General features: G+C 69.3%; 22 protein-coding genes. 8 read left to right on the top strand and 14 right to left on the bottom strand.

All coding sequences use genetic code 11. The features are described from left to right. Positions 1-38: 38 nt before the first annotated feature. The 3 genes from DELCS14_RS04040 to DELCS14_RS04030 are packed head-to-tail and all read right to left on the bottom strand — an operon-like array spanning position 39 to position 3,063. Positions 39-1,091: a hydroxyacid dehydrogenase gene (locus DELCS14_RS04040; RefSeq protein WP_013800561.1), complete on the bottom strand. Its 1,053-nt coding sequence runs from the start codon at positions 1,089-1,091 to the stop codon at positions 39-41. Further along, positions 1,091-1,768 carry an RraA family protein gene (locus DELCS14_RS04035; protein WP_013800560.1) on the bottom strand — a complete coding sequence of 226 codons (678 nt, stop codon included), beginning with the start codon at positions 1,766-1,768 and terminating at the stop codon, positions 1,091-1,093. Before DELCS14_RS04035 ends, DELCS14_RS04040 begins: the two co-directional genes overlap by 1 nt. 59 nt (positions 1,769-1,827) lie before the next feature. Continuing rightward, on the bottom strand, positions 1,828-3,063 hold the full coding sequence (locus DELCS14_RS04030) for an alpha-hydroxy acid oxidase (protein ID WP_013800559.1): 1,236 nt from the start codon (positions 3,061-3,063) through the stop codon (positions 1,828-1,830). 83 nt (positions 3,064-3,146) lie between these two features. Between DELCS14_RS04030 and DELCS14_RS04025 the strand changes: the two genes are divergently transcribed. The 7 genes from DELCS14_RS04025 to DELCS14_RS03995 all read left to right on the top strand — a co-directional run bounded on the left by DELCS14_RS04025 (position 3,147) and on the right by DELCS14_RS03995 (position 11,411). Further along, a complete protein-coding gene (locus tag DELCS14_RS04025; protein ID WP_013800558.1) occupies positions 3,147-4,067 on the top strand; it encodes a LysR family transcriptional regulator in 921 nt (306 codons plus the stop codon). 291 nt (positions 4,068-4,358) lie between these two features. Next, positions 4,359-5,201 carry an N-acetyltransferase gene (locus DELCS14_RS04020; protein ID WP_013800557.1) on the top strand — a complete coding sequence of 281 codons (843 nt, stop codon included), beginning with the start codon at positions 4,359-4,361 and terminating at the stop codon, positions 5,199-5,201. Continuing rightward, on the top strand, positions 5,198-5,719 hold the full coding sequence (locus tag DELCS14_RS04015) for a tail fiber protein (RefSeq protein ID WP_013800556.1): 522 nt from the start codon (positions 5,198-5,200) through the stop codon (positions 5,717-5,719). The genes DELCS14_RS04020 and DELCS14_RS04015 overlap by 4 nt, the downstream gene beginning before the upstream one ends. A gap of 18 nt (positions 5,720-5,737) precedes the next feature. Next, complete coding sequence (locus DELCS14_RS04010; protein WP_013800555.1) at positions 5,738-6,238, top strand: tail fiber protein; 501 nt, start codon at positions 5,738-5,740, stop codon at positions 6,236-6,238. 28 nt (positions 6,239-6,266) lie between these two features. After that, positions 6,267-6,809, top strand: coding sequence for a tail fiber protein (locus tag DELCS14_RS04005; protein ID WP_013800554.1), 543 nt, complete (start codon positions 6,267-6,269; stop codon positions 6,807-6,809). Positions 6,810-6,838: 29 nt separating this feature from the next. Further along, positions 6,839-11,104 (top strand): IPTL-CTERM sorting domain-containing protein, encoded by a 4,266-nt coding sequence (locus tag DELCS14_RS04000; RefSeq protein WP_013800553.1) that lies wholly within the window; start codon positions 6,839-6,841, stop codon positions 11,102-11,104. A 97-nt stretch (positions 11,105-11,201) separates the two neighbouring features. After that, the gene (locus DELCS14_RS03995) at positions 11,202-11,411 is read left to right on the top strand and encodes an oxidoreductase-like domain-containing protein (RefSeq protein WP_013800552.1); all 210 of its coding nucleotides are present in this window, start codon (positions 11,202-11,204) and stop codon (positions 11,409-11,411) included. Positions 11,412-11,434: 23 nt separating this feature from the next. Here DELCS14_RS03995 and DELCS14_RS03990 read toward each other — a convergent pair whose 3' ends face one another. The 4 genes from DELCS14_RS03990 to DELCS14_RS03975 form a co-directional block, all read right to left on the bottom strand. After that, complete coding sequence (locus tag DELCS14_RS03990) at positions 11,435-11,905, bottom strand: RidA family protein (protein WP_013800551.1); 471 nt, start codon at positions 11,903-11,905, stop codon at positions 11,435-11,437. 335 nt (positions 11,906-12,240) lie between these two features. Continuing rightward, complete coding sequence (locus DELCS14_RS03985; protein WP_043796569.1) at positions 12,241-13,056, bottom strand: ABC-2 family transporter protein; 816 nt, start codon at positions 13,054-13,056, stop codon at positions 12,241-12,243. A 5-nt stretch (positions 13,057-13,061) separates the two neighbouring features. Then, the gene (locus tag DELCS14_RS03980) at positions 13,062-13,913 is read right to left on the bottom strand and encodes an ABC transporter permease (RefSeq protein WP_013800549.1); all 852 of its coding nucleotides are present in this window, start codon (positions 13,911-13,913) and stop codon (positions 13,062-13,064) included. A gap of 5 nt (positions 13,914-13,918) precedes the next feature. Next, entirely contained in the window at positions 13,919-14,773 is an 855-nt protein-coding gene (locus DELCS14_RS03975) for an ABC transporter ATP-binding protein (protein WP_013800548.1), read from the bottom strand. Positions 14,774-14,915: 142 nt separating this feature from the next. On the opposite strand from DELCS14_RS03975, the gene DELCS14_RS03970 reads away from it, so the two are divergent. Then, positions 14,916-16,700, top strand: a complete 1,785-nt coding sequence (locus DELCS14_RS03970) for a monovalent cation:proton antiporter-2 (CPA2) family protein (protein ID WP_013800547.1) — start codon at positions 14,916-14,918, stop codon at positions 16,698-16,700. A gap of 33 nt (positions 16,701-16,733) precedes the next feature. Here the strand turns inward: DELCS14_RS03970 and DELCS14_RS03965 are convergent, their stop codons facing one another. The 7 genes from DELCS14_RS03965 to DELCS14_RS03935 all read right to left on the bottom strand — a co-directional run bounded on the left by DELCS14_RS03965 (position 16,734) and on the right by DELCS14_RS03935 (position 25,516). Next, complete coding sequence (locus tag DELCS14_RS03965; RefSeq protein WP_013800546.1) at positions 16,734-17,123, bottom strand: VOC family protein; 390 nt, start codon at positions 17,121-17,123, stop codon at positions 16,734-16,736. A gap of 88 nt (positions 17,124-17,211) precedes the next feature. Further along, positions 17,212-17,565: an energy transducer TonB gene (locus tag DELCS14_RS03960; protein ID WP_013800545.1), complete on the bottom strand. Its 354-nt coding sequence runs from the start codon at positions 17,563-17,565 to the stop codon at positions 17,212-17,214. 79 nt (positions 17,566-17,644) lie between these two features. Continuing rightward, positions 17,645-19,990, bottom strand: a complete 2,346-nt coding sequence (locus DELCS14_RS03955) for a helicase C-terminal domain-containing protein (RefSeq protein WP_013800544.1) — start codon at positions 19,988-19,990, stop codon at positions 17,645-17,647. After that, positions 19,987-21,663, bottom strand: a complete 1,677-nt coding sequence (locus DELCS14_RS03950) for a VRR-NUC domain-containing protein (protein ID WP_013800543.1) — start codon at positions 21,661-21,663, stop codon at positions 19,987-19,989. Before DELCS14_RS03950 ends, DELCS14_RS03955 begins: the two co-directional genes overlap by 4 nt. A 109-nt stretch (positions 21,664-21,772) precedes the next feature. After that, complete coding sequence (locus tag DELCS14_RS03945; RefSeq protein WP_013800542.1) at positions 21,773-22,585, bottom strand: glucose 1-dehydrogenase; 813 nt, start codon at positions 22,583-22,585, stop codon at positions 21,773-21,775. An 82-nt stretch (positions 22,586-22,667) separates the two neighbouring features. Next, entirely contained in the window at positions 22,668-24,527 is a 1,860-nt protein-coding gene (locus DELCS14_RS03940; RefSeq protein ID WP_013800541.1) for a CocE/NonD family hydrolase, read from the bottom strand. Positions 24,528-24,538: 11 nt separating this feature from the next. After that, entirely contained in the window at positions 24,539-25,516 is a 978-nt protein-coding gene (locus tag DELCS14_RS03935) for a tripartite tricarboxylate transporter substrate binding protein (protein ID WP_013800540.1), read from the bottom strand. Between the last annotated feature and the right edge of the window lie 12 nt (positions 25,517-25,528).

Here is a 25,528-nt window from a genome sequence, read left to right as displayed (position 1 = left end):
TGGTCTGAGAGGCTTTTTAGTCATGGTGAAGGAAGCGGCTAACGGGACAGGGAACGGGACGGGTCCAAGGCCCTGGCGATGCGCTCGCGCGCATGCGGCCAGACCTCGGGATTGACCAGGCGCGCGGGCCGCTGGCCATTGGCCAGCAGTTGCACGATCTGGGTGGCGGCCAGCTCGGCGTTGTTGCGCCGGGCCTCGTGCGTGACACCGGCGGTGTGGAAGGTGGCCACCACCTGGGGCAGGCCCAGCAGCGGATGGGAGGCGGGCGGCGGCTCCTGGTCCCAGACATCCAGCCCCGCGCCGGCCAGGTGGCCACGAGCCAGGGCGGCGTGCAGGGCGGCCTCGTCATGGATACCGCCGCGCGCCGTGCTCACGAAGATGGCGCCCGGCCGCATGGCCGCAAAGGCAGCGGCGTCCATGAGCCCCAGCGTGGAGGCATCGCGCGGGCAGTGCAGGGAGACGATGTCCGCGCGCTGCAGCAGTTCGTCGAAGCCGACGGCCTCGGCCCCGCGTGCCGCCAGGCCGGCTGCGTCGTAGGCCGGGTCGCAGCCGATCACCTGCATGCCGAAGGCCCGGCCCAGGGCCGCGACGCGGCTGCCGGCCTCGCCCACGCCCACCAGGCCCAGGGTGCGGCCGCGCAGCTCGTGGCCCATCACGTCCTCGCGGCTGAAGCCCCTGGCAGGGGCGCGCAGCAGGCGGTCGGATTCGTTGATGCGGCGCAGCACGGACAGCATCAGCCCGATGGCCATCTCGGCCACCGAGTCCGCATTGCCGCCCGACTGGTTCATCACGGCCACGCCGGCCCGCGTGCAGGCCTCGATGTCGATGGTGTCGCAGCCCGAGCCGCTGGAGGACACGGCCAGCAGATCGGGACAGCGTGCCAGCAGATCCGCCGTGGCGAACCAGTGGCGCGGCAGCTCGTCCTTGGCGGCCGTGATCTGGTAGACCTGGGCGCCGGCCAGGGCCTGCCAGGCGGCGGCATCGTCGCCCTCGCGCCGGCAGGTGACCAGTTGCACGCCAGGCGCGGCCGAGACGATGCGGTCAAAGGCCGCATCCAGCCAGTAGTCGAAGCGGACAACGCGGCGGTCCATCACAGCACCCCCTTGGCGGCCAGCGTGCGCGCCACCCAGGAGCGGTCGGCGCGGCCTGCGGCAATGGCGGCGAGCACGTCGGCCTCGTCCCGCTGTATGGCTTCCACGCGGTCGGCAATGGCGGCGGCCTCGGCGGCGGGCACGGCCAGCAGGCCGTCGCCATCGCCCAGCACCAGGTCGCCCGGGTGGACGACCATGCCGTCGATGCTGACGGGCACATGCAGCTCGCCGGGGCCGTCCTTGTAGGGGCCGCGGTGCGAGACGCCGCGCGCATACACGGGCAGCTCATGCTGGCCGATGGTGTCGCTGTCGCGGATCAGCCCGTCGATGACGATGCCGGCCGCGCCGCGCGCCATCATCAGCGCCAGCATGATCTCGCCAATGATGGCGTTGGGCCCGGCGCCGCCCGCGTCCACCACGATCACGTCGCCGGGGCCGCAGATGTCGATGGCCTGGTGCACCATCAGGTTGTCGCCGGGCCGCGTGCGCACGGTCAGCGCACGGCCCACCAGCGGCCCCTGGCGGCGATGGAAGGGCAGCAGCGCCGAGGTGCCCGTGGTGCGGCTCATGGCGTCGCTGACGTTGGCGACCGGAAAGCCGCGGTAGCGCTGCAGCAGCGCATCGCCAAGGGCGGCCTCGGGCCGGGCGTGGATATGGAATCCGGGAATCTTGCTCACTGCTGTGTCTCCGTCTGTGTCTGTGTCTGTTGTCTGTGTCGATACCGTTGTCTTGCCGCTCAGAACGCATCCCAGGCCTGCGCATGGCGCACGCAGGCCGGCGTGACCTGGTCCAGGCGCGTGGCGCCCAGCATGGCCATGTCGCGCAGCACCTCCTCGCGCAGCAGGGCCATGGCGTGGGTCACGCCCGCCGGCCCGGCCACCGAGGCCGCGTAGTTGAAGGGCCGGCCCACGAACACGCAGCGCGCGCCCAGGGCCAGGGCCTTGAGCACGTCGGTGCCCCGGCGCACGCCGCTGTCCAGCATCACCGGCAGGCCGGGCACGGCGCGCACGATGCCGGGCAGCACGCGCAGCGGTGCCACGGCGCCGTCGAGCTGGCGCCCGCCGTGGTTGGAGACGATGAGGCCGTCGGCGCCGTGATCGCGCGCCAGCACGGCGTCTGCGGCCGAAAGAATGCCCTTGACCACGAGCTGCCCCTGCCAGCGCTGGCGGATGGCGGCCAAATGCGGCCAGGCCAGGTGGGAACGGTCCGAGAAATCGCGCATCACGCTGGCCGACAGGATGGGCGCGCCCCGGTGCGCATAGTTGTTCTCGAAATGCGGCATGCCGTGGCGCCACAGGGTCTTGAGAAAGCTGCCGAACAGCCAGCGCGGGTGGCTGATGCCCTGCCAGGCCAGGCCCGGCCCGGGCCGCAGCGGCGTGGAGAAACCGGCGCGCACATTGTTCTCGCGGTTGGCGGCCACGGGCGTGTCCACCGTGATCACCAGGGTCTGCACGCCGGCGGCGGCCACGCGGTCCAGCAGCGCATCGATCTGGCCCTGGTCGCCCGGCAGGTAGGCCTGGAACCAGGTGTGGGGCGCGGCCGCCATCACCTCCTCCAGCCGGATCAACGAGGAGCCGCTCATGATGGCCGGCACGCCCGCCTGCTGTGCGGCCTGGGCCAGCACCAGGTCGCCCCGGTAGGCCGACAGTGCGGCAATGCCCATGGGCGCCACGCCGAAGGGCGCGCCGTAGCGGCGCCCGAACAGCTCGAAGGAGGGATCGCGCTGTGCCACGCCCACCAGCGCGCGCGGCACGAAGGCCAGCTCGGCAAAGGCGCGGCGGTTGTCCGCCAGCGAGGCGTTGTCCTCCACCGCCCCGCTGATGTAGGCATGGATGGGGCGCGGCAGGTGCCGCCGCGCCAGCCGCTCGAAATCATCGAGCGACAGCACCTGGCGCAGGCGGCGCGGCGGCCGGGCAGGGGCTGGTGCAGCAGCTGCAGGAGCGGTGGTGGAGGGGACAGTGTTGGCAGGCATTGCCGGCCAATGTAGAAGCGCCAACCTGCAAAGAAAAGCGAAATAAATAGGAATCGATATTTCGATTTTGGAAGAATGTCGCCATGACCCTCAAACAGCTCGAAGCCTTCTACTGGGCCGCCACCTGCCTGAACTTCAGCGTGGCGGCCGACCGCGTGCACCTGTCGGTCTCATCGCTGTCCAAGCGCATTGCGGAGCTGGAGGCCTCGCTGGGCGTGCAGCTGTTCGACCGCAGCGGCCGCGCCGCCGAACTCACGCCCCAGGGCGAGCAGCTGCTGCCGCGCATCCGCGAGCTGCTGCACGGCGCCGCCCAGCTGCGCGAGGCGGCGGGCCGCAGCGTGGGCCTGCAGGGCCGCTGCCGCATCGGCTTTGGCGAACTCAGCGGCCTGACCTGGCTGCCCCGGCTGGTGCAGCGGGTGGCCGAGCTGCATCCCGACCTGCAGCTGGAGCCCCACACCGACATCGGCCAGGTGCTGGAGCAGCGCATCGTCGATGGCGAGCTGGACTGCGTGGTCATTGCCGGGCCGTCCTCGCGCAGCAGCCTGGCCTTCGAGCAGGTCGCCCAGGTGCGCTTCGTCTGGGCCGCCAGCGACGACTTCATCGCCCGCGCCGGCACCGGCCTGCCCCGGCGCCTGGTGCGAGAGCAACTGCTGATCGCCCTGCCCACCGGCTCGGGCGCCACGCGCACGCTGGACGACTGGCTGGGCCGCCACGGCCTGGCCGTGGAGCGGCGCCTTTCCTGCAACAGCTGGGGCGCCGTGGTGGGCATGGTGGTGGACGGCCTGGGCTTCACCTACATGCCCGAGCAATGGGCACTGGCCCTGCAGGAACGCGGCCGCCTGCGCGTGCTGGACGGCAGCGCCGAGGCCGCAAAGCACAGCGCGCTGGCCCCGCTGACCTACACCGTGCAATGGCGCCGCGACGATGCCCGGCCGCTGATCACGGAAATGCGCGAGATCATCCGCAGCGTGATCGATTTCCCGGCGCCGCGCTGTTTGAGTTGAATATCACTGATTTCAGGGATATTCAAAATGGCAATCCTGTAGTATTTGAATGAACAATCAATATCAACAATAAACAACATCAATGCATTGATAGGGCATTGTCAATTTCAAATATCAATCGATTCAGATCCTTCCCTATGGGAACACTCATCTTGCGCGTGAATTTTCTGGCATATTGAAAATCCTTTCTCAAAGAAATTTGACAATCCTTTGCAAAACCTGCCTATGATTTAACAACTCTTTTCAATTATTCCCGACTGGAACTCCTGCGTTTCCAGTCGATTTCCATTCATGAGCACTGCGCCTGCCCATACCAGTCTCCGCAGCCCTCACGCCGAATCCTGCGGTGCGCTGGCGCTTCAACCCATTGGTTCCGGCGACGAAGCCGCTCTCCTGGCCATCTTCGCCTCCACACGCGAGCAGGAGCGCGAACAATTCGGCTGGCCCGAGGAGCAATGGAATGCTTTCATTCGCCAGCAGTTCATGGCGCAGCACACCCAGTATTCGACGGCCTACGCCAACCCCAGTTTCGATCTGGTGCTGCGCGATGGCGAGATAGCGGGCCGGCTGTATGTGGACCGCAGCCCGCAGGAAATCCGCGTGGTGGATATCGCCCTGCTTCCCAGGCACCGTCGCCAGGGCGTGGGGCGGCAGTTGCTGCAGGATCTGATCGACGAATCGGACGCCCTGGGCATTGCGCTGGGGCTGCATGTGGAGAAGAACAACCCCATCCTCGGCCACTACCAGCGCCTGGGCTTTGTCACCGAGGCCGATCGCGGCGTGTACTGGTATATGCGCCGCGCGCCGCAGCCTGCGCGCATGCCCTGCCCTGAGGATTTCACCGGCCTGGTCGGCACCGATTTCGCGTTGCAGCTCCCCGGTGCCGCGCCCGTGGCGCTGCGCCTGGAAAAGGCCACGGTCACGCAGGGATTGCTGGCCTCGCGCTGCTCGCTGCGCTTCAAGGGGCCTGACATCGGCCGCCCGACCCACGACACCTACCTGCTTTCCCACGAACGCCTGGGACGCTTTGCTCTGTTCCTGGGGCCCGTCGTGGATGCGGAGCCGGGGCAAACCAGCTACCAGGCACTCATCACACGCATGAACACGTCGATCAAAGAGGAGGAGACGCCATGAGCGAGGCATATATTGGAGAAATCCGTCTTTTTGCGGGCAACTTTGCCCCCCAGAACTGGGCATTGTGCGACGGCAGGCTGGTTGCCATCAGCGAGAACGAAGCACTCTTCGTGCTGCTGGGTACCACCTATGGCGGCGATGGCGTCACCAACTTCGCACTGCCCAACCTGCAGGGCCGACTTCCTATTGGCCAAGGCCAGTTGCCGGGCGGGAGCAACCGCCTTCTGGGCCAGCAGATGGGTGCGGAAGACGTAACGCTGAACATCAGCCAGTTGCCCGGGCACACCCACCCGTTCTCGGCGGCCGGCGCCGCCAGCACCAGCAAGCCGCAACAGCAGGTACCGGCAGCCGTCACGGGGTTCAACCTCTACGCCCCCTCACCCGCCACGACTGCCGCCACCCTGGGACCCAGCTCGGTGCAGATCGTCGGCGGCGGGCAGCCGCACAACAACGTCATGCCCAGCCTGGTGCTGAGCTACATCATCTGCCTCTTGGGCATCTTCCCCAGCTTCACATAGCACGGACAGGAGCACTTCATGGAACCCTTTCTCGGAGAGATCCGCGCATTCGCCTTTGGCCAGGTCCCAAGGGGCTGGCTGCTGTGCAACGGAGCGATTCTGCCGATCAGTACGAACCAGGCCTTGTTTGCGCTGCTGGGCAACCGATACGGCGGCAATGGCTCGACGAACTTCGGCCTGCCCGATCTGCGTGGTCGCGCGCCCATTGGATACGGCGGCGGCGTTGTGCTCGGCTTGATCGACGGTACGGAAAACGTCACGCTGACCCCCAGCCAGATGCCCCAGCACACCCACCAGCTGCTGTCCAGCGCTGCGGTGGCCACCACCAATGTCCCCGGCGGCAATGTGATGGCCGAGGCCGCCAATGGCCTGTCTGCCTATGGCGCGCCCACCAATTCCTTCATGGCTGCCACCGCCGTGGACATCAGCGGCGGCAGCCAGCCTCACCAGAACATGCAGCCCTCGCTGGTCATCAACTGGTGCATCGCCAGCTCCGGGATCTTCCCGCCCCGCAACTGAACAAGCCTCCCCCCAAGGAAACATCCATATGGCAGATCCCTTCTACGGCGAGGTCCGCGCATTCGGCTTCTCCTTCGCTCCTGTCAACTGGGCCTTTTGCGCAGGCCAGACCATACAGGTACAGCAGAATGCAGCGCTTTTTGCGGTCATCGGAAGCCGGTTCGGCGGTAACGGAACCACCAATTTCATGCTGCCCAATCTGCAGGGCAAGGCCGCCATGGGCGCCGGCACGGGACCTGGACTGAGCTTCCGCGACATCGGTGAAACCATGGGCACAGCCACCGAAACGCTGACCCTTGCGCAGATACCGGCGCACAGCCACGGCATCAGCGCCCAGGGCGCCGGCGCCACGGCGGCCACCCCCAGCGGCAACTTGCTGGCGCAGGGCATGCAAGGCGTACCGCCCCGGGGCAGCGCCAGGCCCACCTATGCAGCGGGAGCTGCCACTTCGGCCATGGCGCCGACAGCGCTGCTGCCCGTCGGCGGCAACCAGGCCCACAGCAATATGCAACCCGTTCTGGCGCTGAATTTCTGCATCTGCCTGTCCGGCGAATTCCCCGTCAGGCCCTGACGTTCTTCCACCTCCAGCCATTGCCCGCCATGCCCACCAACCACACCCCCAGGCCCAAGTCCGCTTCACGCATGCTGTCCATGTGGTTTGCGTGGTTCATCGGGTTGGTGATGGCACTGGCGGCTCCAGCCCATGCCGCAGTGGACCCGGGCATCATCGGCTTCGGGAGCAGCGCCACGCCTGGCGCCTTCTCGGATGTTGCCCCGGACTACAACGGGCTTCGCTTCACCGGCCAGTGGTCCTATTTCGCTGCAGCGGACCTGCAGATGGGCAGCCCGGGAATCATCACGTCCGGCGACGCCATCACCTCCGCCACCCTTGACGGCAACGCCATCATCAAGGCGGCCAATGGCACGGACCGCTTCAGCCTCGCACGGGTGCGCATCCATGCCTACGGCTCCATGACCCAGTTCACACTCACGGGCTATCGCGGCGGCAGCCCCGTGTCCGGTGCCAGCGTGACCGTCACCAAGACGTTTCCCATGACGCAGCAATTCATCCCTATCGATCTGAGCGCGCTGGCGGATGTGGACGAAGTACGGGTATCCAACGACGCCACGGTTGGCGAAGGCGGCAACTTCGCCTTCGACGATCTGGCCGTTGATCCCTTCCCCCCAGCCACACCCACTGCGACGGCGCTGTCGCCCACGAGCGGCCTGGCCGCTGGCGGATATCCGGTCACCATCATCGGAGCCAACTTCACCAACGTGATCGACAGCCCCATCGTGACCGCCGTGAGCTTCGGCGGCACGCCGGCGACCAGCTTCACGGTCGACAGCGCCACCCAGATCACGGCCACGGCACCGGCAGGATCGGGCACGGTGAACGTGACCGTCACGACGGCAGGCGGCACCAGCGTCACTGCCGCAGCCAATCAGTTCACCTATCTGCCCGCGCCCACGGTGGCATCCGTCTCGCCCAACTTTGGCCCGCAGGCTGGCGGCACCAGCGTGGTCATCACCGGCACCAACCTGTCCGGCGCCACCGCCGTGCTATTCGGCGCGACAACCGCCAGCTATGTCGTCAACAGCGCCACCCAGATCACCGCCACCTCGCCTGCGGGTACAGGCACGGTCGATGTGCGCGTCACAACGACGGGCGGCACCAGCGCCATCAGCGGGGCCGATCAATTCAGCTACCTGGCAACGCCCACGATCACCAGCATCGCGCCCACGGCAGGCCCTCAGGCGGGCGGCACGGCGGTCACCATCACGGGCACGAACTTCATCGGCACCACGGGCGTGAACTTCGGCGCCTCGGCAGCGACCGGCTTCACGGTCAACAGCGCCACCAGCATCACGGCCACGGCGCCACCCGGAACGGGCACGGTGGACATCCGCGTCAGCAACTCCGTCGGCACCAGTCCCGCCAGTGCCGCCGACCAGTTCACCTATGTGGCGGCACCGTCGGTCACCTCCATCTCGCCCACGGCAGGTCCCACCGGCGGCGGCACCACGGTGACCATCACCGGTACCGGCTTCGCCGCAGCACCTGGCACCGGCGCCGTGCGCTTCGGCGCCACGACCGCCACCTACACCATCAACAGCAACACCCAGATCACAGCCACCGCGCCCGCGGGCAGCGCCGGCACGGTCGATGTGACGGTGACCACGGTGGGCGGCACCAGCGCCACCAGCGCAGCCGATCAGTTCACCTATGTGTCAGCACCCACGGTGACTTCCATCTCGCCCACCAGCGGCCCGACCAGTGGGGGCACCACGGTGACCATCACCGGCACCAACTTCTCCGGCACCACTGCCGTGACCTTCGGCGCCACGGCCGCCACAGGCTTCACGGTCAACAGCGCCACGCAGATCACAGCCACCGCGCCTGCCCACGCAGCGGGCACGATCGACGTGCGCATCACCACCGTGGGCGGCACCAGCGCCACCAGTGCGGCAGACCAGTTCACCTACGTGGCCGCGCCCACGGTGACTTCCGTCTCGCCCACGGCAGGGCCAGCCGCAGGAGGAACCTCGGTGGTCATCACCGGCACCAACCTCTCCGGCGCCACGGCCGTGACCTTCGGCGGCACGGCCGCCACGGGCTTCACGGTCAACAGCGCCACGCAGATCACGGCCACCGCGCCTGCAGGGTCGCCGGGCACGGTCGATGTGCGCGTCACCACGACTGGCGGCACCAGCGCCACCGGCGCGGCAGACCAGTTCACCTACGTGGCCATGCCCACGGTGACGTCCATCTCGCCCACCAGCGGCCCGCAGGCAGGCGGCACCACGGTGACCCTGACCGGCACCAACCTGGGCGGCGCCACGGCCGTGACCTTCGGCGCCACGGCCGCCACGGGCTTCACGGTCAACAGCGCCACGCAGATCACGGCCACAGCGCCTGCCGGCACGGGCACGGTAGATGTGCGCATCACCACCGCGGGCGGTACCAGCGCCACCAGCGCGGCCGACCAGTTCACCTATGTGCCTGCGCCCACGGTGACCTCCATCTCGCCCACCAGCGGCCCACAAGCGGGCGGCACCACGGTGACCCTGACCGGCACCAACCTGTCCGGCGCCACGGCCGTGACCTTCGGCGCCACGGCCGCCACGGGCTTCACGATCAACAGCGCCACGCAGATCACGGCCACAGCGCCTGCCGGCACGGGCACGGTAGACGTGCGCATCACCACAGTGGGCGGCACCAGCGCCACCAGTGCGGCCGACCAGTTCACCTACGTGGCCGCGCCCACGGTGACTTCCGTCTCGCCCGCAAGCGGTTCTTCGATTGGTGGCACCACGGTCACCCTGACCGGCACGAACTTCACCGGCGCCACGGCCGTGACCTTCGGCGGCACGGCCGCCACGGGCTTCACGGTCAACAGCGCCACGCAGATCACGGCCACCGCGCCAGCAGGATCGGCGGGCACGGTCGATGTGCGCGTCACAACGACCGGCGGCACCAGCGCCACCGGCGCGGCAGGCCAGTTCACCTATGTGGCCATCACGGTGACGCCCGCGACGCTGGCCGGCACGCCCAAGGTAGGTGTCTCGTTCAGCGAGACCCTGACCGCCAGCGGCGGCGCAACGCCCTACACCTTTGCAATGGCCGGCGGCAGCACGCTGCCCACAGGCCTGTCGCTGTCGCCCGCCGGGGTGATCAGCGGCACGCCCACGGCGGCCGGGGCCTTCAGCTTCACGGTGCAGGCGACCGACAGCAGCAGCATCAGCGGCCAGCGCACCTACAGTGGCAGCGTGGCGGCAGCCACGGTGGTGCTGACGCCTGCAGCTTCCACGCTGCCGGCTGCCAGGCTGAACACGGCCTATGCAGGGCAGACCTTCACTGCCAGCGGAGGCACGGCGCCCTACACCTACGCCAGCAGCGGCACGCTGCCGACCGGAATGACGTTCAACGCCAGCACCGGTGTTCTGAGCGGCACGCCCACCGCGGCGGGAAGCTTCACCTTCACCATCACGGCCACGGACTCCTCCACGGGCACGGGTGCTCCGTTCACCTCGGGCAGCACCAGCTACACCCTGGTGGTGAACTCCACCAACGCCGACCTCAGCGCCCTGGCTCTGAGCAGCGGCACGCTCGCACCGGGCTTTGGTGCAGGCACCCTGGCCTACACGGCCACCGTGCCCAACACCAGCAGCACTGTCACGGTGACGGCCACCGCAGCCGATGCGGGCGCCACGATCCTGGTCAACGGCGCAGCGGCCTCCACCCCGGTGGCGCTGAATGTGGGCAGCAATACCGTGTCCATCGAAGTCACGGCGCAGGACGGCACGACCAAGAAAACCTATGTGGTGACGGTGACGCGCGAGGCCAGGCAAAGCGCCTCGGGCTCGGGTGTGGATCTGGGCATTGCCAACAGCAGCCCCACCTGCACGCTGACTGCGGCCAACTTCACCTCGCCTTCTGCCGTGGCCGGCTCGCTGGGCCCGCTGCCGGCGGCCTTCACCTACCCGCAGGCCGCCGTGGACTTCACGGCCAAGCAGTGCGCGCCCAGCAGCACGCTGACCGTGACACTCACCTTCACGTCCCCCGTGCCCGCCAACGCGCAGCTGATGAAGTACGACGCCACCGCAACGCCCAAGTGGCAGCCCTTCACGCCCACCATCAGTGGCAACCAGGTCAGCTACACCATCGTGGACGGCGGCCTGCGCGATGACGACAAGACGGTCAATGGCGAGTTCGTCGATCCCGTCATCCTGGCCCTGCCTGGAGCCCCCGCAGGAGCGCAGAGCATCCCCACGCTGGACCGCTGGGGCCTGCTGCTGCTGTCGCTGATGGCGGGAGCCGCCGGCTTCATGGGCATGGCGCGCAGGCAGCGTACCGGACGGTAAGACGCGTCAACAAGCAACCCGCGCTGCTGCATGTCGGCAGCGCGGGTTTGCTTTTGGTGCTCTACAGAAAGCCCCGTGGCGCGAGACAATCGCCCCCATGACCACCGCGCCGATTCCCGTTTCCGCAGATCCCGCCGCCTCCGCCGACCCCATGCCCCAACCGCCCGAGCAGCCCGACCTGGACGCCTGCTGCGGCAATGGCTGCGACCCCTGCATTTTCGACAGCTATGACCTGGCCATGGACGAGTACCGCCAGGCGCTGCGGGCCTGGAAGGCGCGCAACGAGACGCCAGCGGGCCAGGGATAGGAATAGGGATAGGGGTAGCGCGATCAGTCCACGCGGGCGATCAGGTCCAGCTCCACGGCCACGCCCTTGGGCAGCTGCAGCACGCCCACCGAAGTGCGCGTGTGGGCACCCACGGGGCCCAGCACCCGGGCGATGAGGTCGGAGGCACCATCGGCCACCTCGCTTTGCTGGGTGAAATCGGGCGCCGAGCGCACATAGACGGTGATGCGTGCAACGGCGCGCACGGCATCGAGCGAGCCGGCCGCGCGCTGCACGAAGGCCAGGGCGCGCATGGCGCAGATGGCGGCGGCCGTTCTGGCCGATGCCAGGTCGATCCCGGCGCCGACCGTCCCCACGTAGAGCACTTCATCGCCCACGCGGGGAATCTGCCCGCTGACGAACAGCTGCTGGCCGTCGCGCACAACGGGGCTGTAGTTGCCGCCTATCTTGATCTCGCCATCGAAGCGGTGGCCGAGCTCAAGGGCGGCCTGGGCGAAGCGTTCATCTGCTGTCATGGTCTGGTGTCCGGAGTAAGGCAAGCGCGCAGTCTAGAGCGTGTTATGCACTTTTACGTGCCCGCGAAAGCCGGGAAAGGGGCCCGGAACGAGGCGTAGCACGCGCCGCGGTTGCCACACCGCAAGCGGGCTGCAACGAAGGGCCGGGCCCCTTTCCCGGCTTTCCCGAAGGGTTGGCTCTGCGCGCAGGCGCTCGCGGCGTTGCAGCGCTTGCCAAGGCATGAGCCTTGGCGGCGCACTGCGCCTTGCGATCACCAGCGCGCAGAACCAACGCGGGTACTTAAAAGTGCATAACACGCTCTAGAGCCTGTGGTGCACCGGCGCCTGCCGCGGCTTCAACTGCCCGTGGACGCGTAATGCCTCACTCCCATGCGCCAGGCGCCCGAGGCCAGCCAGAGGAAGGCAAAGCCGGCCAGCGGCGAGACCCAGCCCAGCCAGGCCGGCGCGCCCAGCGGGTCGGGCTTGCCCAGCACGGCCAGCGCCGGGTAATAGGCCACGCAGGCCAGCGGCACGGCGAAGGTCAGCAGGCGGCGGAACCACTGCGCGTACAGGGCCAGGGGGTACTGGGCGGCCTCGACGCTGCCGTAGCTCAGCACATTGGCGGCTTCCAGGCTTTCCACGGTCCAGAACGAGAGCGCCCCCTGCAGCACCAGGATGCCCAGGAACAGCGCCACGCCGCCCGCCACGGCGAACAGCGCCACGGCGACGGCCTGGGGCGTCCACACCACGGCGCCCTGGGCCGTGGCAAAGCCCAGCACCAGCAGGCCCTGCAGCAGGCGGCCCAGGCGGCTGATGCGCACGTCATGGCCCATGAGCTGCAGCCACACGGGGCGCGGGCGCAGCAGCAGTCGGTCGAAGGCGCCGGTGCGCAGGAACTGCGTGCCCAGCACGTCGAAGCCCCGGCCCAGCGCATCGGCCAGGGCGAACATGCAGTTCACCAGGCCATAGAACACGGCCACTTCGCCGATGCGCCAGCCCTGCACCTCGCCAAACCGGTGGAACAGCGCCCAGACGGCGATGACCTCGATGCCCGTGACCAGGAACTGGCCCAGGGTCAGCATCAGCGCCGAGGCCGGGTAGCGCGCCTGCCCGCCCAGCGAGGCCAGCGCCAGGCGCAGGAACATGGACAGCGATCCTTTTTGCTTGGCCATGGCGCTCACCCGCCCTGCACTTCGAGGCCGCGCATGGTGCGCGCCATGGCCACGCGGCCCAGGGCCACGATCACGGCAATCCACAGGGCTTGCAGCGCCAGGCAGGCCAGCATCTGCGCACCGGCCATCTGGCCGAAATAGATGCGCGCAGGAATGTCCATCACGCCCGCCAGCGGCTGCAGCAGCAGCGCGGTCTGCCAGGCGTCGGGCATCAGCGCCAGCGGCAGCAGGTTGCCCGACAGCACGATGACCACGGGCGCGGCCAGCGTGTTGATGCCTTTTTCATTGAGCGCGGCGGCAGCGGCAACGTTCAGCAGCATGACCAGTGCCGTGGACAGCAGCAGCGCCAGCAGCATGGAGGCGGCAAAGCCCAGGCCTGCGGCCCAGCCGGCCGGCGGCTGCCAGCCCCAGGCGCCCAGCCCCATCAGCGGCAGGGCCAGCCCTGCAAACGCCACCATCAGCGCCACGCGCGGCAGCACGCGCGCGGCGATCCAGCCAGCCGAGCGCACGAACCACAGCGCATAGGCATCCACGGGCCGCAGCCGGTCATAGGCAACGGCGCCCGTGCGCACGGCCAGCGCCACGTCGGGGTCGCCGCTCCAGGGCAGCAGCGCGAACAGGCCCTGCGCCACCCAGGTGTAGGTGATGGCGTGCTCCAGCGAAATCGGCGCGCCGGCCGATGCCGAGGCGCTGCCATAGAACGCCGCCAGCACCATGGTCTTGATGGCGCCCCACCAGCACTGCGTGGCAAAGCCCGCGTAGGCGGCCGTGCGGTACTGCAGCATCAGCAGAAAGCGCGAGGCGAAGGCGGCCTTGTAGGGGCGCAGCAGGTGTCGCAGGCGTTGGCGCGGTCCCATGGCGCTCAGACCTCCGAGGCACCATGCATGGCGTAGAAGCGGGCGATCACGGCCTCGATGGCCATGTCCTGCCCCTCGCCTTCGCCATCGCCCGTGCCATCGCGCTGCGCCGCCGCCACCTGGGCGCGCAGCGCATCGACCGCGCAGTCGGCCAGCACGCGGCCATGGCCGATGACGATGACGCGCCGCGCCAGCGCCTCGATGTCGTGCATGTCATGCGTGGTCAGCAGCACCGTGGTGCCGCGCTCGCGGTTGGCGCGCAGCACGAACTCGCGCACGGCCAGCTTGGAGGGTGCGTCCAGGCCGATGGTGGGCTCGTCCAGGAACAGGATCTCGGGCTCGTGCAGCAGGGCCGCGGCGATCTCGGCGCGCATGCGCTGGCCCAGGGACAGCTGGCGCACGGGCTGGTCCAGCAGCCGCTCCAGGTTCAGCATGGCCACCAGCTCGTCGCGGGTGCGCGCAAAGCGCAGCGGATCGACGCGGTACAGGTCGCTCAGCAGGTTGAAGCCATCGCCAACGGGCAGGTCCCACCACAGCTGCGAGCGCTGCCCGAAGACCACGCCGATGCGGCCCACATGGCGCTGGCGGTCGGCAAAAGGGTCGCGCCCGTCCACCTCCACGCGCCCGCCATCGGGCCGCAGGATGCCCGACAGAATCTTGATGGTGGTGGACTTGCCCGCGCCGTTGGGGCCGATGAAGCCCAGCAGCTCGCCACGCTCCAGCGCAAACGACACACCCTGCAGCGCCTGCACCGTGCGGTGGCGCGGGCGCACCAGCGCGCGCAGCGCGCCCATCACGCCGGGGTCGCGTTCATGGATGCGGTAGGTCTTGCGGAGGTCGTGGACGAGGATCTGGGGCATGGCGCTGGGCGGTGAGGTAAGCGCAGAGGGGGGCACAGAGGGGGCGCGATTCTACACAGGACCGGGCTTTGCTATCCTGCGCGCAAATTCGCGGATGGAAATCCGCCTTGCCGCACGCACGCTCACACAAAGGAAACACAACATGGCAGCTGAAGGCAATGCAAGCCAGCTCGTAGGAATCGTCACGCTGCTGGGGGCCGCCGTGGTGGCCGTGCCGCTGTTCAAGCGGCTGGGCCTGGGCGCCGTGCTCGGCTACCTGGCCGCCGGCCTGGCCATAGGCCCCTACGGGCTGGGCCTGGTGACGGACGCGCAGACCATCCTGCACGTGGCCGAGCTGGGCGTGGTGATGTTTCTCTTCGTCATCGGGCTGGAGATGAAGCCTTCGCACCTGTGGGATCTGCGCGGCCAGATCTTCGGGCTGGGCAGCCTGCAGGTGGTGGTGTGCGCGCTGCTGCTCACGGGCGTGGGCATGGCCTTCGGCTTTCCGTGGCAGGTGGCCTTCGTGAGCGGCACGGGCTTCGTGCTGACCTCCACGGCCATCGTCATGCAGGTGCTGGCCGAGCGTGGCGACATCCTGGCGCCGCGCGGCCAGCGCATCGTCTCCATCCTGCTGTTCGAGGACCTGCTCATCGTGCCGCTGCTGGCCGTGGTGGCGTTTCTGGCGCCTGCCGATGCGGCGCCCGTGGCCACCTCGCCCCTGTGGCAACGCGCGGGCGTGGCCCTGCTGTCGCTGGGCGCGCTGGTGGGCGCGGGCCTGTGGCTGCTGAACCCGCTGTTCCGCATCCTGGCCAAGGCCAAGGCGCGCGAGGTGATGACGGCCGCCGCGCTGCTGGTGGTGCTGGGTGCAGCCCTGCTGATGGAGATGGGCGGCCTGTCCATGGCCATGGGCGCCTTCGTGGCGGGCGTGCTGCTGTCCGAATCCTCGTTCCGCCACCAGCTGGAGGCCGATGTGGAGCCCTTCCGCGGCTTGCTGCTGGGCCTGTTCTTCCTGGGCGTGGGCATGGCGCTGAACCTGGAGGTGGTGGCGCTGAACTGGCGCATCGTGGGCATGGGCGTGGTGGCGCTGATGCTGGGCAAGGCGCTGTGCATCTATGCCGTGGCCCGCGTGGCGCGCAGCAGCCATGCCGATGCGCTGGACCGCGCCATCCTCATGGCCCAGGGCGGGGAGTTCGCCTTCGTGCTGTTTGCCGAGGCGCTCAAGCTCGGCGTGCTCGACCCCGAGGTGCATGCCAACATGACGGCCATCGTCGTGCTGTCCATGGCCATCACGCCGCTGGTGGTGGTGCTGCACAAGCGCCTGGCAGGCGCCGAGGCCGTGTCGCTGGACGGCGTGGAGGCGCCGCAGGACCTGCGCGGCAACGTGCTGGTCATCGGCTTCGGCCGCGTGGGCCAGATCGCCAGCCAGGGGCCGCTGGCCCGTGGCGCCAAGCTGTCCATCATCGACAACGACCCCGACGTGATCCGCAACGCCGAGCCCTACGGCTTCAAGGTCTACTTCGGCGACGGCGCGCGCGCCGACATCCTGCATGCGGCCGGCGCCAGCCATGCCAGCGCCATCCTGGTCTGCGTGGACAGCAAGGCCGCCGCCACGCGCATCGTGGAGAACGTGCGCCACGAATGCCCGCACGCCCGCCTCATCGTGCGCGCCTATGACCGCGAGCACGCGCTGGAGCTCATCCAGAAGGACGCCGACCATGTCGTGCGCGAAAGCTTCGAGTCCGCCCTGCTCATGGGCCGCCATGCCGTGCTGGCCCTGGGCGCCACCGAGGACGAGGCCCAGACGCTGGAGGCCGAAGTGCGCGGCCGCGACACCGAGCGCTTTGCGCTGGAGACCGCCGGCGGCAACTTTGCGGGGCGCGCACTGCTGCTGGGCAACATCGAGCGCATCGATCCGCCCCGGCACGACAAGCCCACCGCCAGGGACTGAGCGCGAAAGGGCCGCAAGGGCCGCAGGCCCCGCTCAATGCCGCTGGTTGATCTGTATGAGATTGCCGCAGGTGTCGTCGAACACGGCAATCGTGACCGGCCCCAGATGCGTCGGCGGCCTGGTGAAGCGCACGCCGGCCGCGCTCAGGCGCTCGTACTCGGCCTGCACGTCGTCCACGCCGAAGAAGGTGGCCGGCACGCCGTCGGCATGCAGGGCGGTCTTGAACGGCCTGGCGGCCGGGTGCATGTCGGGCTCCAGCAGCAGCTCCACGCCATCGGCATCACCGGGCGATGTCAGGGTGAGCCAGCGCGCATCGCCGCCCATGGGAATGTCGTGCTTGAGAACGAAGCCGAGCACGTCGCGGTAGAAGACCAGGGCCTTGTCCTGGTCGTCGACGAGCACGCTGGTGATGACGATCTTCATGGAATGCTCCTTGTGTCGCTGCGCAGGGCACGCACTGGGCCCGCACCAGGCTGCACCGGATACACACCTGCCACCACCGGCAGGCCCGCTATTTCAGCCTGAAGACGACGGGCACGCGCGTCCACATGCTGTCCGGCACGCCGTCGCGCGTGCCGGGGACAAAGCGCCACGTCCGCACGGCGTCCAGCGCCTCCTGGTCGAGCAGAGGATAGCCGCTGCTGTCTGCCACATCCACGGCCAGTGCCTTTCCGCTGGCGCCCACCAGAACCCGCAGCACCACCTTGCCTTCCTGCTCCAGCCGCCTGGCTTCCTTGGGATAGGCCGGCATCTTGTTCTCGCTGGCCTGCCTGTCAGGCACAGGCTGCACCACGCCTGCCGCAGCCGGGCCGCCGGCCAGCAGGCCCAGGGTCAATGCAAGGATGGCGCAGCGCATGCGGGGCATTCGGAAGGCTCCTGGATGGGGACGGGATGGGGGACTGGATGGGTATGGGATAGCAGTCGTGGACTGGTGCGGCCCCGGATCATCGCATGCCCTCCACCCGCCACCAGCGCGGCAGCAGCGCCTGCACCTCGCCGCGCCGATAGCGGTCGTCGATGAGAAAGACCACGCCGCGGTCGCGCTCGCTGCGGATGACGCGGCCTGCGGCCTGGACCACCTTGCGCAGCCCCGGGTAGAGGTAGCTGTAGTCATAGCCCTTGTCCGCGCCGAACTGGCGGTCCATGGCGCGCTTCATCTCTTCGTTCACGGGATTGACCTGGGGCAGGCCCAGCGTGGCCACGAAGGCGCCGATGAGGCGCTCGCCGGGCAGGTCCACGCCCTCGGAGAACGCCCCGCCCAGCACGGCAAAGCCCACGCCCTGACCGGCTTCGGTGAAGCGGGCCAGGAAGGCCGCGCGACCCTCTTCGTCCATGGACGGGGTCTGCAGCCAGACCGGCAGATCGGGATGGGTGCGCTGCAGGCATTCGGCCACGCGCTGCAGGTAGTCGAAGCTGCTGAAAAAGCACAGGTAGTTGCCGGGCCGGCGCGCGTACTGCGCGGCCACGAGGTCGGCGATGGGCCGCAGCGAACGGTCGCGGTCCCGGTAGCGCGTGGAGATGTGGCCGGCCACCTGCACATCGAGCTGGTCGGCCTGGAAGGGCGAGTCGGCCTCCAGCCAGTGCGTGCCTTCGGGCAGGCCCAGGATGTCGCGGTAGAAGTGCGGCGGGCTCAGCGTGCCCGAGAACAGCACCGAGGCATGGGCCGCCGCATGGCGTGCCGCCAGGTGGGGCGCGGGCACCACGCAGCGTATGCACAGCGTGGAGGCCGGCGTGCGACGGGGACCTGAGCGCCCGGGCAGCAGGTGGACATCGAACAGCGCATGGCCGCCGAACTGCTCGGCCAGCGCCATGAACTGCAGCGCCTCCCAGTAGAAATCCAGCACCGGGTCGCCGGGCAGCATGGGGCTGTCGGCATTGGCGTCGGCGATGGCGGCCACGGCGCGCTGCACGGCGCCCAGCAGGCCTGCGGGCACTTCCTCATGGGCCTGGTAGCTGGCGGTCTGCTCCCTGTTCAGCGCGCTCCAGCTGCGGCTGAGCCGGTCCAGCGCCTTGCGCACGGCACCGGTGGCCGACTTGCGGGCGGCGGCCAGTGCGAACTGCGACAGCTCGGCCGTGTACATGCGGCGCGCGCGCTCGAGCAGGTTGTGGGCCTCGTCCACCAGCACGCCCACCTTCCATTGCTGGGCCTGGGTGAGCGCGTACAGCATGGCGGCGCTGTCGTAGAAGTAGTGGTAGTCGGCCACGACCACGTCGCTCCAGCGCACCAGTTCCTGGGCCAGGTAGTAGGGGCAGATGTCATGCGCCAGGGCGACGGCACGCACGGCAGGCGGGTCCCAGGGCGCCTGCTGCAGCGCGGCGGCGCGCGCGGCGGGCAGGCGGTCGAAGAAGCCGCGCGCCAGCGGGCAGGAGTCGCCGTGGCAGGCCTTGTCGAGGTGCTCGCAGGCCTTGTCGCGCGCCAGGATGGCGAGTACGCGCAGCCTGGGGGGTGGCGAGGGCAGCGGCTGCGGCGCAGCCGGTTCCTGCGGCGGTGGCTGGTGCTGCTCGGCGATCTGCCGGTTCACGCTGGCCAGCGCCTGCAGCGCCAGGCCATGGCCCGTGCCCTTGGCCGTGAGGAAGAACAGGCGGTCCAGGCCCTGGTCGGGCATGGCCTTGAGCATGGGGAAGATGGTGCCCAGCGTCTTGCCAATGCCCGTGGGCGCCTGCGCCATCAGGCACTGGCCGCCCTGCTGCGCGCGCGCCACGCGGTAGACGGCCACGGCCAGCTCGCGCTGGCCCGCGCGAAAGCCCTGCATGGGAAAGCGCAGCGCGGCCAGCGCCGCCTCGCGCGCCGCGCGGTGGGCGGCCTCGCTGCGCGCCCAGTCCAGGAACAGCGCGCACTGCTGCTCGAAGAAGGCGCGCAGCGTGGCCGCGTCTTCCTCCTGCACCAGCACGGTTTCCTCCGAGTTGCCCACGTTGAAATACACCAGGGCCACGCGCAGCCGCTGCAGGCCGCGCGCCTGGCACAGCAGATGGGCGTAGATGCGCGCCTGGGCCCAGTGCAGTGCCCGGTGATGGGCGCGCACGCCCTCGATCTGGCCCCGGTAGGTCTTTATTTCCTCGAGCTGGCCAACTCCGGCGTCGAAGCCGTCGGCGCGGCCGCGCACGCGCAGGTCGCCGTATTCACCGGCCAGGCTGATCTCGGTCTCGTAGTCCTTGCCCCTGCGCGACTGCACCAGGCTGTGGCCGGCCATGCCCTCCAGCGCGCTGGGCGCGGGCGTGAAGCGCAGGTCCAGGTCGCCCGCGCGCGCCGTGAACTCGCACAGCGCGCGCACGGCCACGGTGTAGCTCACGCGGCCTCTCCCAGCGGCTGGCCGCGCCACTGCACATGGCACACGCGCACGGGAATGCCGTGCTCGGCACAGTACTGCAGCCAGCGGATCTGGTTGTCCTGCAGCTTGTCGCCGGGGGCCTTGGCCTCGACCAGTTCGTAGCGGCGCTCGGCCGGCCAGAAACGCACCAGATCGGGAAAGCCCGTGCGGTTGGCCTGCACGTCGCGCAGCAGCCGCGCAAAGAACAGCTTGAGGTGGGCGGCCGGAATGCAGTCCAGCGCCAGCGCCAGCAGCGGCGCGCTCAGCGTGCCCCAGAACACGAAGGGCGACTGCAGGCCCTGCTTGTCGGCATGGCGCTGCACGATGACCTCGCGCCAGCTGCCATCGTCCAGATGCGCCAGGCATTCCTCGAACAAAGCTGCGCGGCGCTGCACGAAGTCGGGCGCGGACAGGTCGGCCGGGCCGCTCTGGAAGGGGTGGAAGAAGGCTCCCGGCAGCGGCGCGAAGATGGCCGGCCAGCACAGCAGGCCGAACAGCGAGTTGATGAGCGCGTTCTCCACATAGAACACCGGCGCGGCGTCGCTGTGCCAGTGGTCGCGCAGCACGTACTCGACGGAGCTGGGCCGCGCCGGCAGCTCCAGCTCCACGTCCATGCGCATCTGCGCCACCACGGGCGCCAGCGCCGCCACACGCCCGCGCGCGCCCTGCCCCAGGCTGCGGCGCAGGCGCGGCAGCATGCGCGCCACGCGCTGCAGCTCCTCGTCGCTCTCGGGCTGGGCCTGGGCGGCCTGGGCCAGAGCCATGGCATCGGCAAAGCGCTCCATGCGCTCGTACACACGCATGCGCCGGTGGCGGGCGCCGGGGTAGCGGCTTTGCGCATAGGCCTGCTCGGCACGCTCCCAGTCCTGCATGCGCTCGCAGGCCTGGCCTATGCGCAGCAGCACCTTGGCGCGGCGCTGCTCCAGCCAGGCATTGCCGCTGGCGCAGCCGGCCACCTGCTGCAGCAGCGCATCGATCTCCACGCCCTCATCCAGCGCCGCGCGGCAGGCCTGCAGGGCCAGGTAGCCATCGACATCGGCACGCGACTGGAAGGCCCGCGACGCCGCATCGAAGGCCACGGCCTCGTAGCGGAACACGCCCAGGTCGGCCAGCACGAATTCCGACCAGTCCTGGTAGAGATTGCCGAAGAACATCAGCCGAAAGCGCTCGCACAGCGCACCCACCATCACGCGCCAGGCGGCTTCGCCGGCTCCGACGTCCGGGGGCTGCCACTGCGCATAGGGCCTGGGCGCCCCATGCAAGGGCTGCAGGGCCTGCAAAAGCTCGGCCTTGCGCAGGCCTGAGTGAACGGGTGCGCCTGCGAACAGCTGCAGCAGCTCGGGCTTGGTGTGCAGCGCAAACAGCTCCTCCAGCGCCATGGGGTGGCCCGCGTCCAGCCAGCCCAGCTCCAGCAGGGGCGCGGCCGCCTCTGCAATTCCGGGAATCTCTTCATACACCAGCTTGCCGGCCCGAAACCACGGCCCGCGCCGCATCAGCAAACGCACCATCAGCGCCTGCGAGGGCTGGGGCAGCTGCGTGAAACGGGTGAGGAATGCCTGCTCGGGCGCGTCCAGCAGATCGCCGTAACGCTGGCCAATCCAGTCCAGCGCGCGCTGGAAGTTGTGCAGGTAGTAGAAGCGGTGGGGAGGGAGCATGGGCCTGGCAGATCGGGCAGCCAGGCCGCTCGAAAACTGTATCTTTATACAGTCATCATATCAAACCCGGTAGTGCTCACTTCGCGCAACGGACTTGCCCCGGGCAGGCTCATCCGGCCAGGAAGCCGCCATCGGTCGCCAGGCAGTGACCGACCACAAAGGCCGCCTCGTCCGACATCAGCCAGACGACGGCCGTGGCCACCTCCTGCGGATGGCCCATGCGCCGCAGCGGCAGACCCGCCGCCACGGCATGCATGTCGGCAATGCCCGAGCCCAGCATCATGTCCGTGACCACGCGGCCAGGGGCAACGGCATTGATGCGGATGCCGCGCGGCGCGTACTCCATGGCGGCGGCGCGGGTCAGCGACAGGGCCGCAGCCTTGGAGGCGCCGTACAGCGACAGGCCCGGGTTGGGATTGCGTATGCCGCTGACGCTGGTGTTGTTCACGATGGTGCCGCCGCCCGTGGCCAGCATGGCCGCCAGTTCATGGCGCATGGCGTGGAAGACCGCACGCACATTCGTATCGAAGACCTGCGAGAAGACCGCGTCATCCTGCTCGGCCAGCACGGCGCGCCGCTCCTGGAAGCCCGCATTGTTGAAGGCCGCGTCCAGCCGCCCGAAGCGCGCCACGGCCTGCTCCACCACCGCCGCCATGTCCTCCTGCCGCGTTGCATCGCAGGCCAGGAAAAGGCCGTCTGCCCCCCGCTGCCGGATTTCCTGCTCCAGCTCCAGGCCCAGCTCACGGCGGCGCCCCGTGACCACCACGGCCGCAGCGCCCTCCTCGGCCATGCGCAGGGCGGTGGCCCGGCCTATGCCGCTGGTGGCGCCCACCACCAGGCAGACACGCCCCCGGAGCCGCCCCGATGGTGCAAGGGCCGGCAGGGGGCCGGCCAGTTCCAACTGACGCTGCTGCATGTCCATGGCGATGTTCCTTCGCAATTTGGTTGCATGGTACAACCAAATTGCGAAACATGCCAGACAGCCAAACGCGTGTGCTCTCCGCCTAGACCGCCACCACCGGCAGCACGATGCGCGAGGCATGGCAGCCGCCCAGGTGCACGCTGTTGACCGCCACCTGCCTGGGCCCCGCACTGCCCTCGGGCGCGCCGGTGTTGGGGTTCACGTCGAAACGCGGGAAGTTGCTGCTGGAGATGTCCAGGCGGATGCGGTGGCCCTTGCGGAACAGGTTGGAGGTGGGCATGGGCTCGATGGTGATGGCCACCACCTCGCCGGGCGTCATCAGCTCGGGCTGCTCCCAAGAGTTGCGGTAGCGGCAGCGCAGGATGCCGTCGGTGATGTTCATCGCATAGCCCTGCGGATGGTCGGCGCTGGGCGGGTACTGGTCGATGAGCTTGGCGGTGAAGTCCGTGTCGGGCGCGGACGAGGACACCTGCAGCTCGATGGTGATGGTGCCGGTGACCTCCAGGTCTTGCTGCAGCGGCTCGGTCTGGAACACCAGCACGTCGCCGCGCTCGGACAGCGGGCCGTAGGGCGGGCGGGCGGCGAAGGTGCTCTCGTGCGTGACCTGGTCGTAGGCGCCTGCGAACATCAGCGGCTCGCCCGAAGTGATGGAGCCGCCCAGGGTGGGCACGGGGCAGGCCGGGTCGAAGCGGTAGCTGCGCACGCCCGGTTGCGGCGCGGGCTCGCGGGCCAGCCTGCCGTCGGCGTGCAGGTGCCAGGCCGTCGGCTGCGTGCCGGGCACGGGCCAGTGGTCGGCGCTGCGCCAGGCCCCGCCGTGGTCCAGCCGGCCCTGGGCCGTGCGCGCGCCCGATCCGCCGCCCATGCGGAAGTAGCGCACGGCGGCTTGCTGGCGCGCGGGCATGGGCCGGCCCTTGAGCCAGTGGTCGAACCAGGCCAGGCGCATGGCCACGTAGTCATCGGCCAGTGCGCCGTCGAGCACGGCATCGGGCCCGAAATCCACATCGCCCGCATGCGGGACGCTGCGCTCGCCATGGGTCCAGGGGCCCAGCACCATGCGGACCCGGCCATCGCCGCGCGACAGGCCCATGTAGTTGTCCGTGGTGGTCTGCGCATACGGGTCCCACCAGCCGCACATCAGCATCACGGCCAGGCCGTCGAAGGCGCCGTAGTGGCCGGCGGCGTACAGCTCGGGCTGGCGCCAGTAGTCGTCAAAGCTGCCGCGCTCCCACTGGCTGAACAGGTAGTCCTCGTACTCGGGCGCCCACTGCAGCGGAGAGTCGCCGCGCGACCAGGGCAGGCGCAGGCACCACTGGCCGATGTCGGCCTGCTCCAGCGCCTGGCGCGCTGCGGGCTCCAGGTGGTTGCTGCCGCTGCGCGCATTGCGCAGGGCCCAGACGGCCTGCTTCAGCTCGAAGGCACCGCCATGGCGTATGCCGCCCCGGTAGGCATTCGCAAAGCCGCCGCATTCCAGGAACATGGCCTTGAGGCCCGGCGGCCTTTGCGTGGCCAGCGCAGTCTGCGTGTGCGCGGCGTAGGACAGGCCGTAGGTGCCCACGCTGCCGTTGCACCAGGGCTGCTCAATGATCCATTGCAGGGTGTCGGCGCCATCGTGGGCCTCTCCCAGGTATTTGGTGAACTGGCCTTCGGAGCCGAAGCGGCCCCGGCAGTCCTGCACGACCACGGCATAGCCTTCGCGCGCAAAGCGGGCCGCCACCTCGCCCCGGCGCATGGGAAGGGGGTTGGCCGCGCTGCGCTCGCGGCGCGTTTCCTCGTTCTTGCCGTAGGGCGTGCGCTCCAGCAGCACGGGCAGCGGGCCGGGATGGTGGGGGCCGAGGTTCTCGGGCAGATACAGATCGGTGGCCAGGCGCACGCCGTCGCGCATGGGCACGGCGAGGCTGTGGCGGACCACGCCGCCCAGGTGGGTGATTGATGTGTTGCTCATGCTGCTGGCGCTTAGTCGAGCTTGAGGTTGCGTTCCTTGACCAGCTTGGCCCAGCGCGCCGTGTCTTCCTGCATGAAGCGCGCCAGCTCCTGGGGCGTGGTGGGCGCGGGCTCGGCGCCCTGCGCCTCCAGCAACCTGGCCACTTCACGGTCCTGCAGCGAGCGCACCAGCGCGGCATTGACCTTGGCCACCACCGCAGGCGGCGTGCCGGTGGGCGCGAACAGCGCATACCAGATGTCGTATTCGAAGTCCTTGACGCCCGCCTCGGCCATGGTGGGCACCTGCGGCAGGGCGCGCGAGCGCGTGGCGCTGGCCACGGCCAGCGGCGTGAGCTTGCCGGCCTTGATCTGCAGCACCACGCTGGGCACGGCATTGATGCCCAGCTGCACATGGCCGCCCACCAGTTCGTTGACGGCGGGCGCGCCGCCCTTGTAGGGAATCTGCAGCATGCGCGTGCCCGTGGCGGCCTGGAACATTTCCATGGACAGATGGCCTGGCGTGCCGTTGCCGCTGGAGCTGTAGTTCAGCGCACCGGGGTTCTTGCGCGCCAGCGCCACCAGCTCCTGCACGGTGCTCACATTGAGGCTGGGGTGCGTGGTGAGGATGGGCACGTTGATCAGCACTCGCCCCACGGGCACGAAGTCGCGCGAGGGGTTGTAGGACAGCTTGCTGGACAGCAGGGGCGCCGTCACCATGCCCGAGCCCGCGCCCAGCAGCAGGGTGTAGCCATCGGCCGGCGCGGAAGACACCAGCTGGAAGCCATGCACGCCGGGGCGGTTGTCGATGACCACGGGCTGGCGCCACAGCTCGGACATCTTGCGGGCGACCACGCGCATGGCGGCATCGGCCGCGGCACCGGCGGGGAACGGCACGACGATGCGCACGGGCTTTTCCGGGAATTCGGCCGCATGGCCGGGCAAGGGCGCCAGGCCCAGCGCAAGGCCCAGTGCCAGGAAAGCCAAGGACAGGAAGCGTTGGAAGTGGGTCATGGGAATCTCCAT

Origin of the sequence: Delftia sp. Cs1-4 (assembly GCF_000214395.1) — a bacterium.
Taxonomy (GTDB): Bacteria; Pseudomonadota; Gammaproteobacteria; order Burkholderiales; family Burkholderiaceae_C; genus Comamonas; species Comamonas acidovorans.
This window is presented reverse-complemented; position numbering and strand designations above follow the sequence as displayed.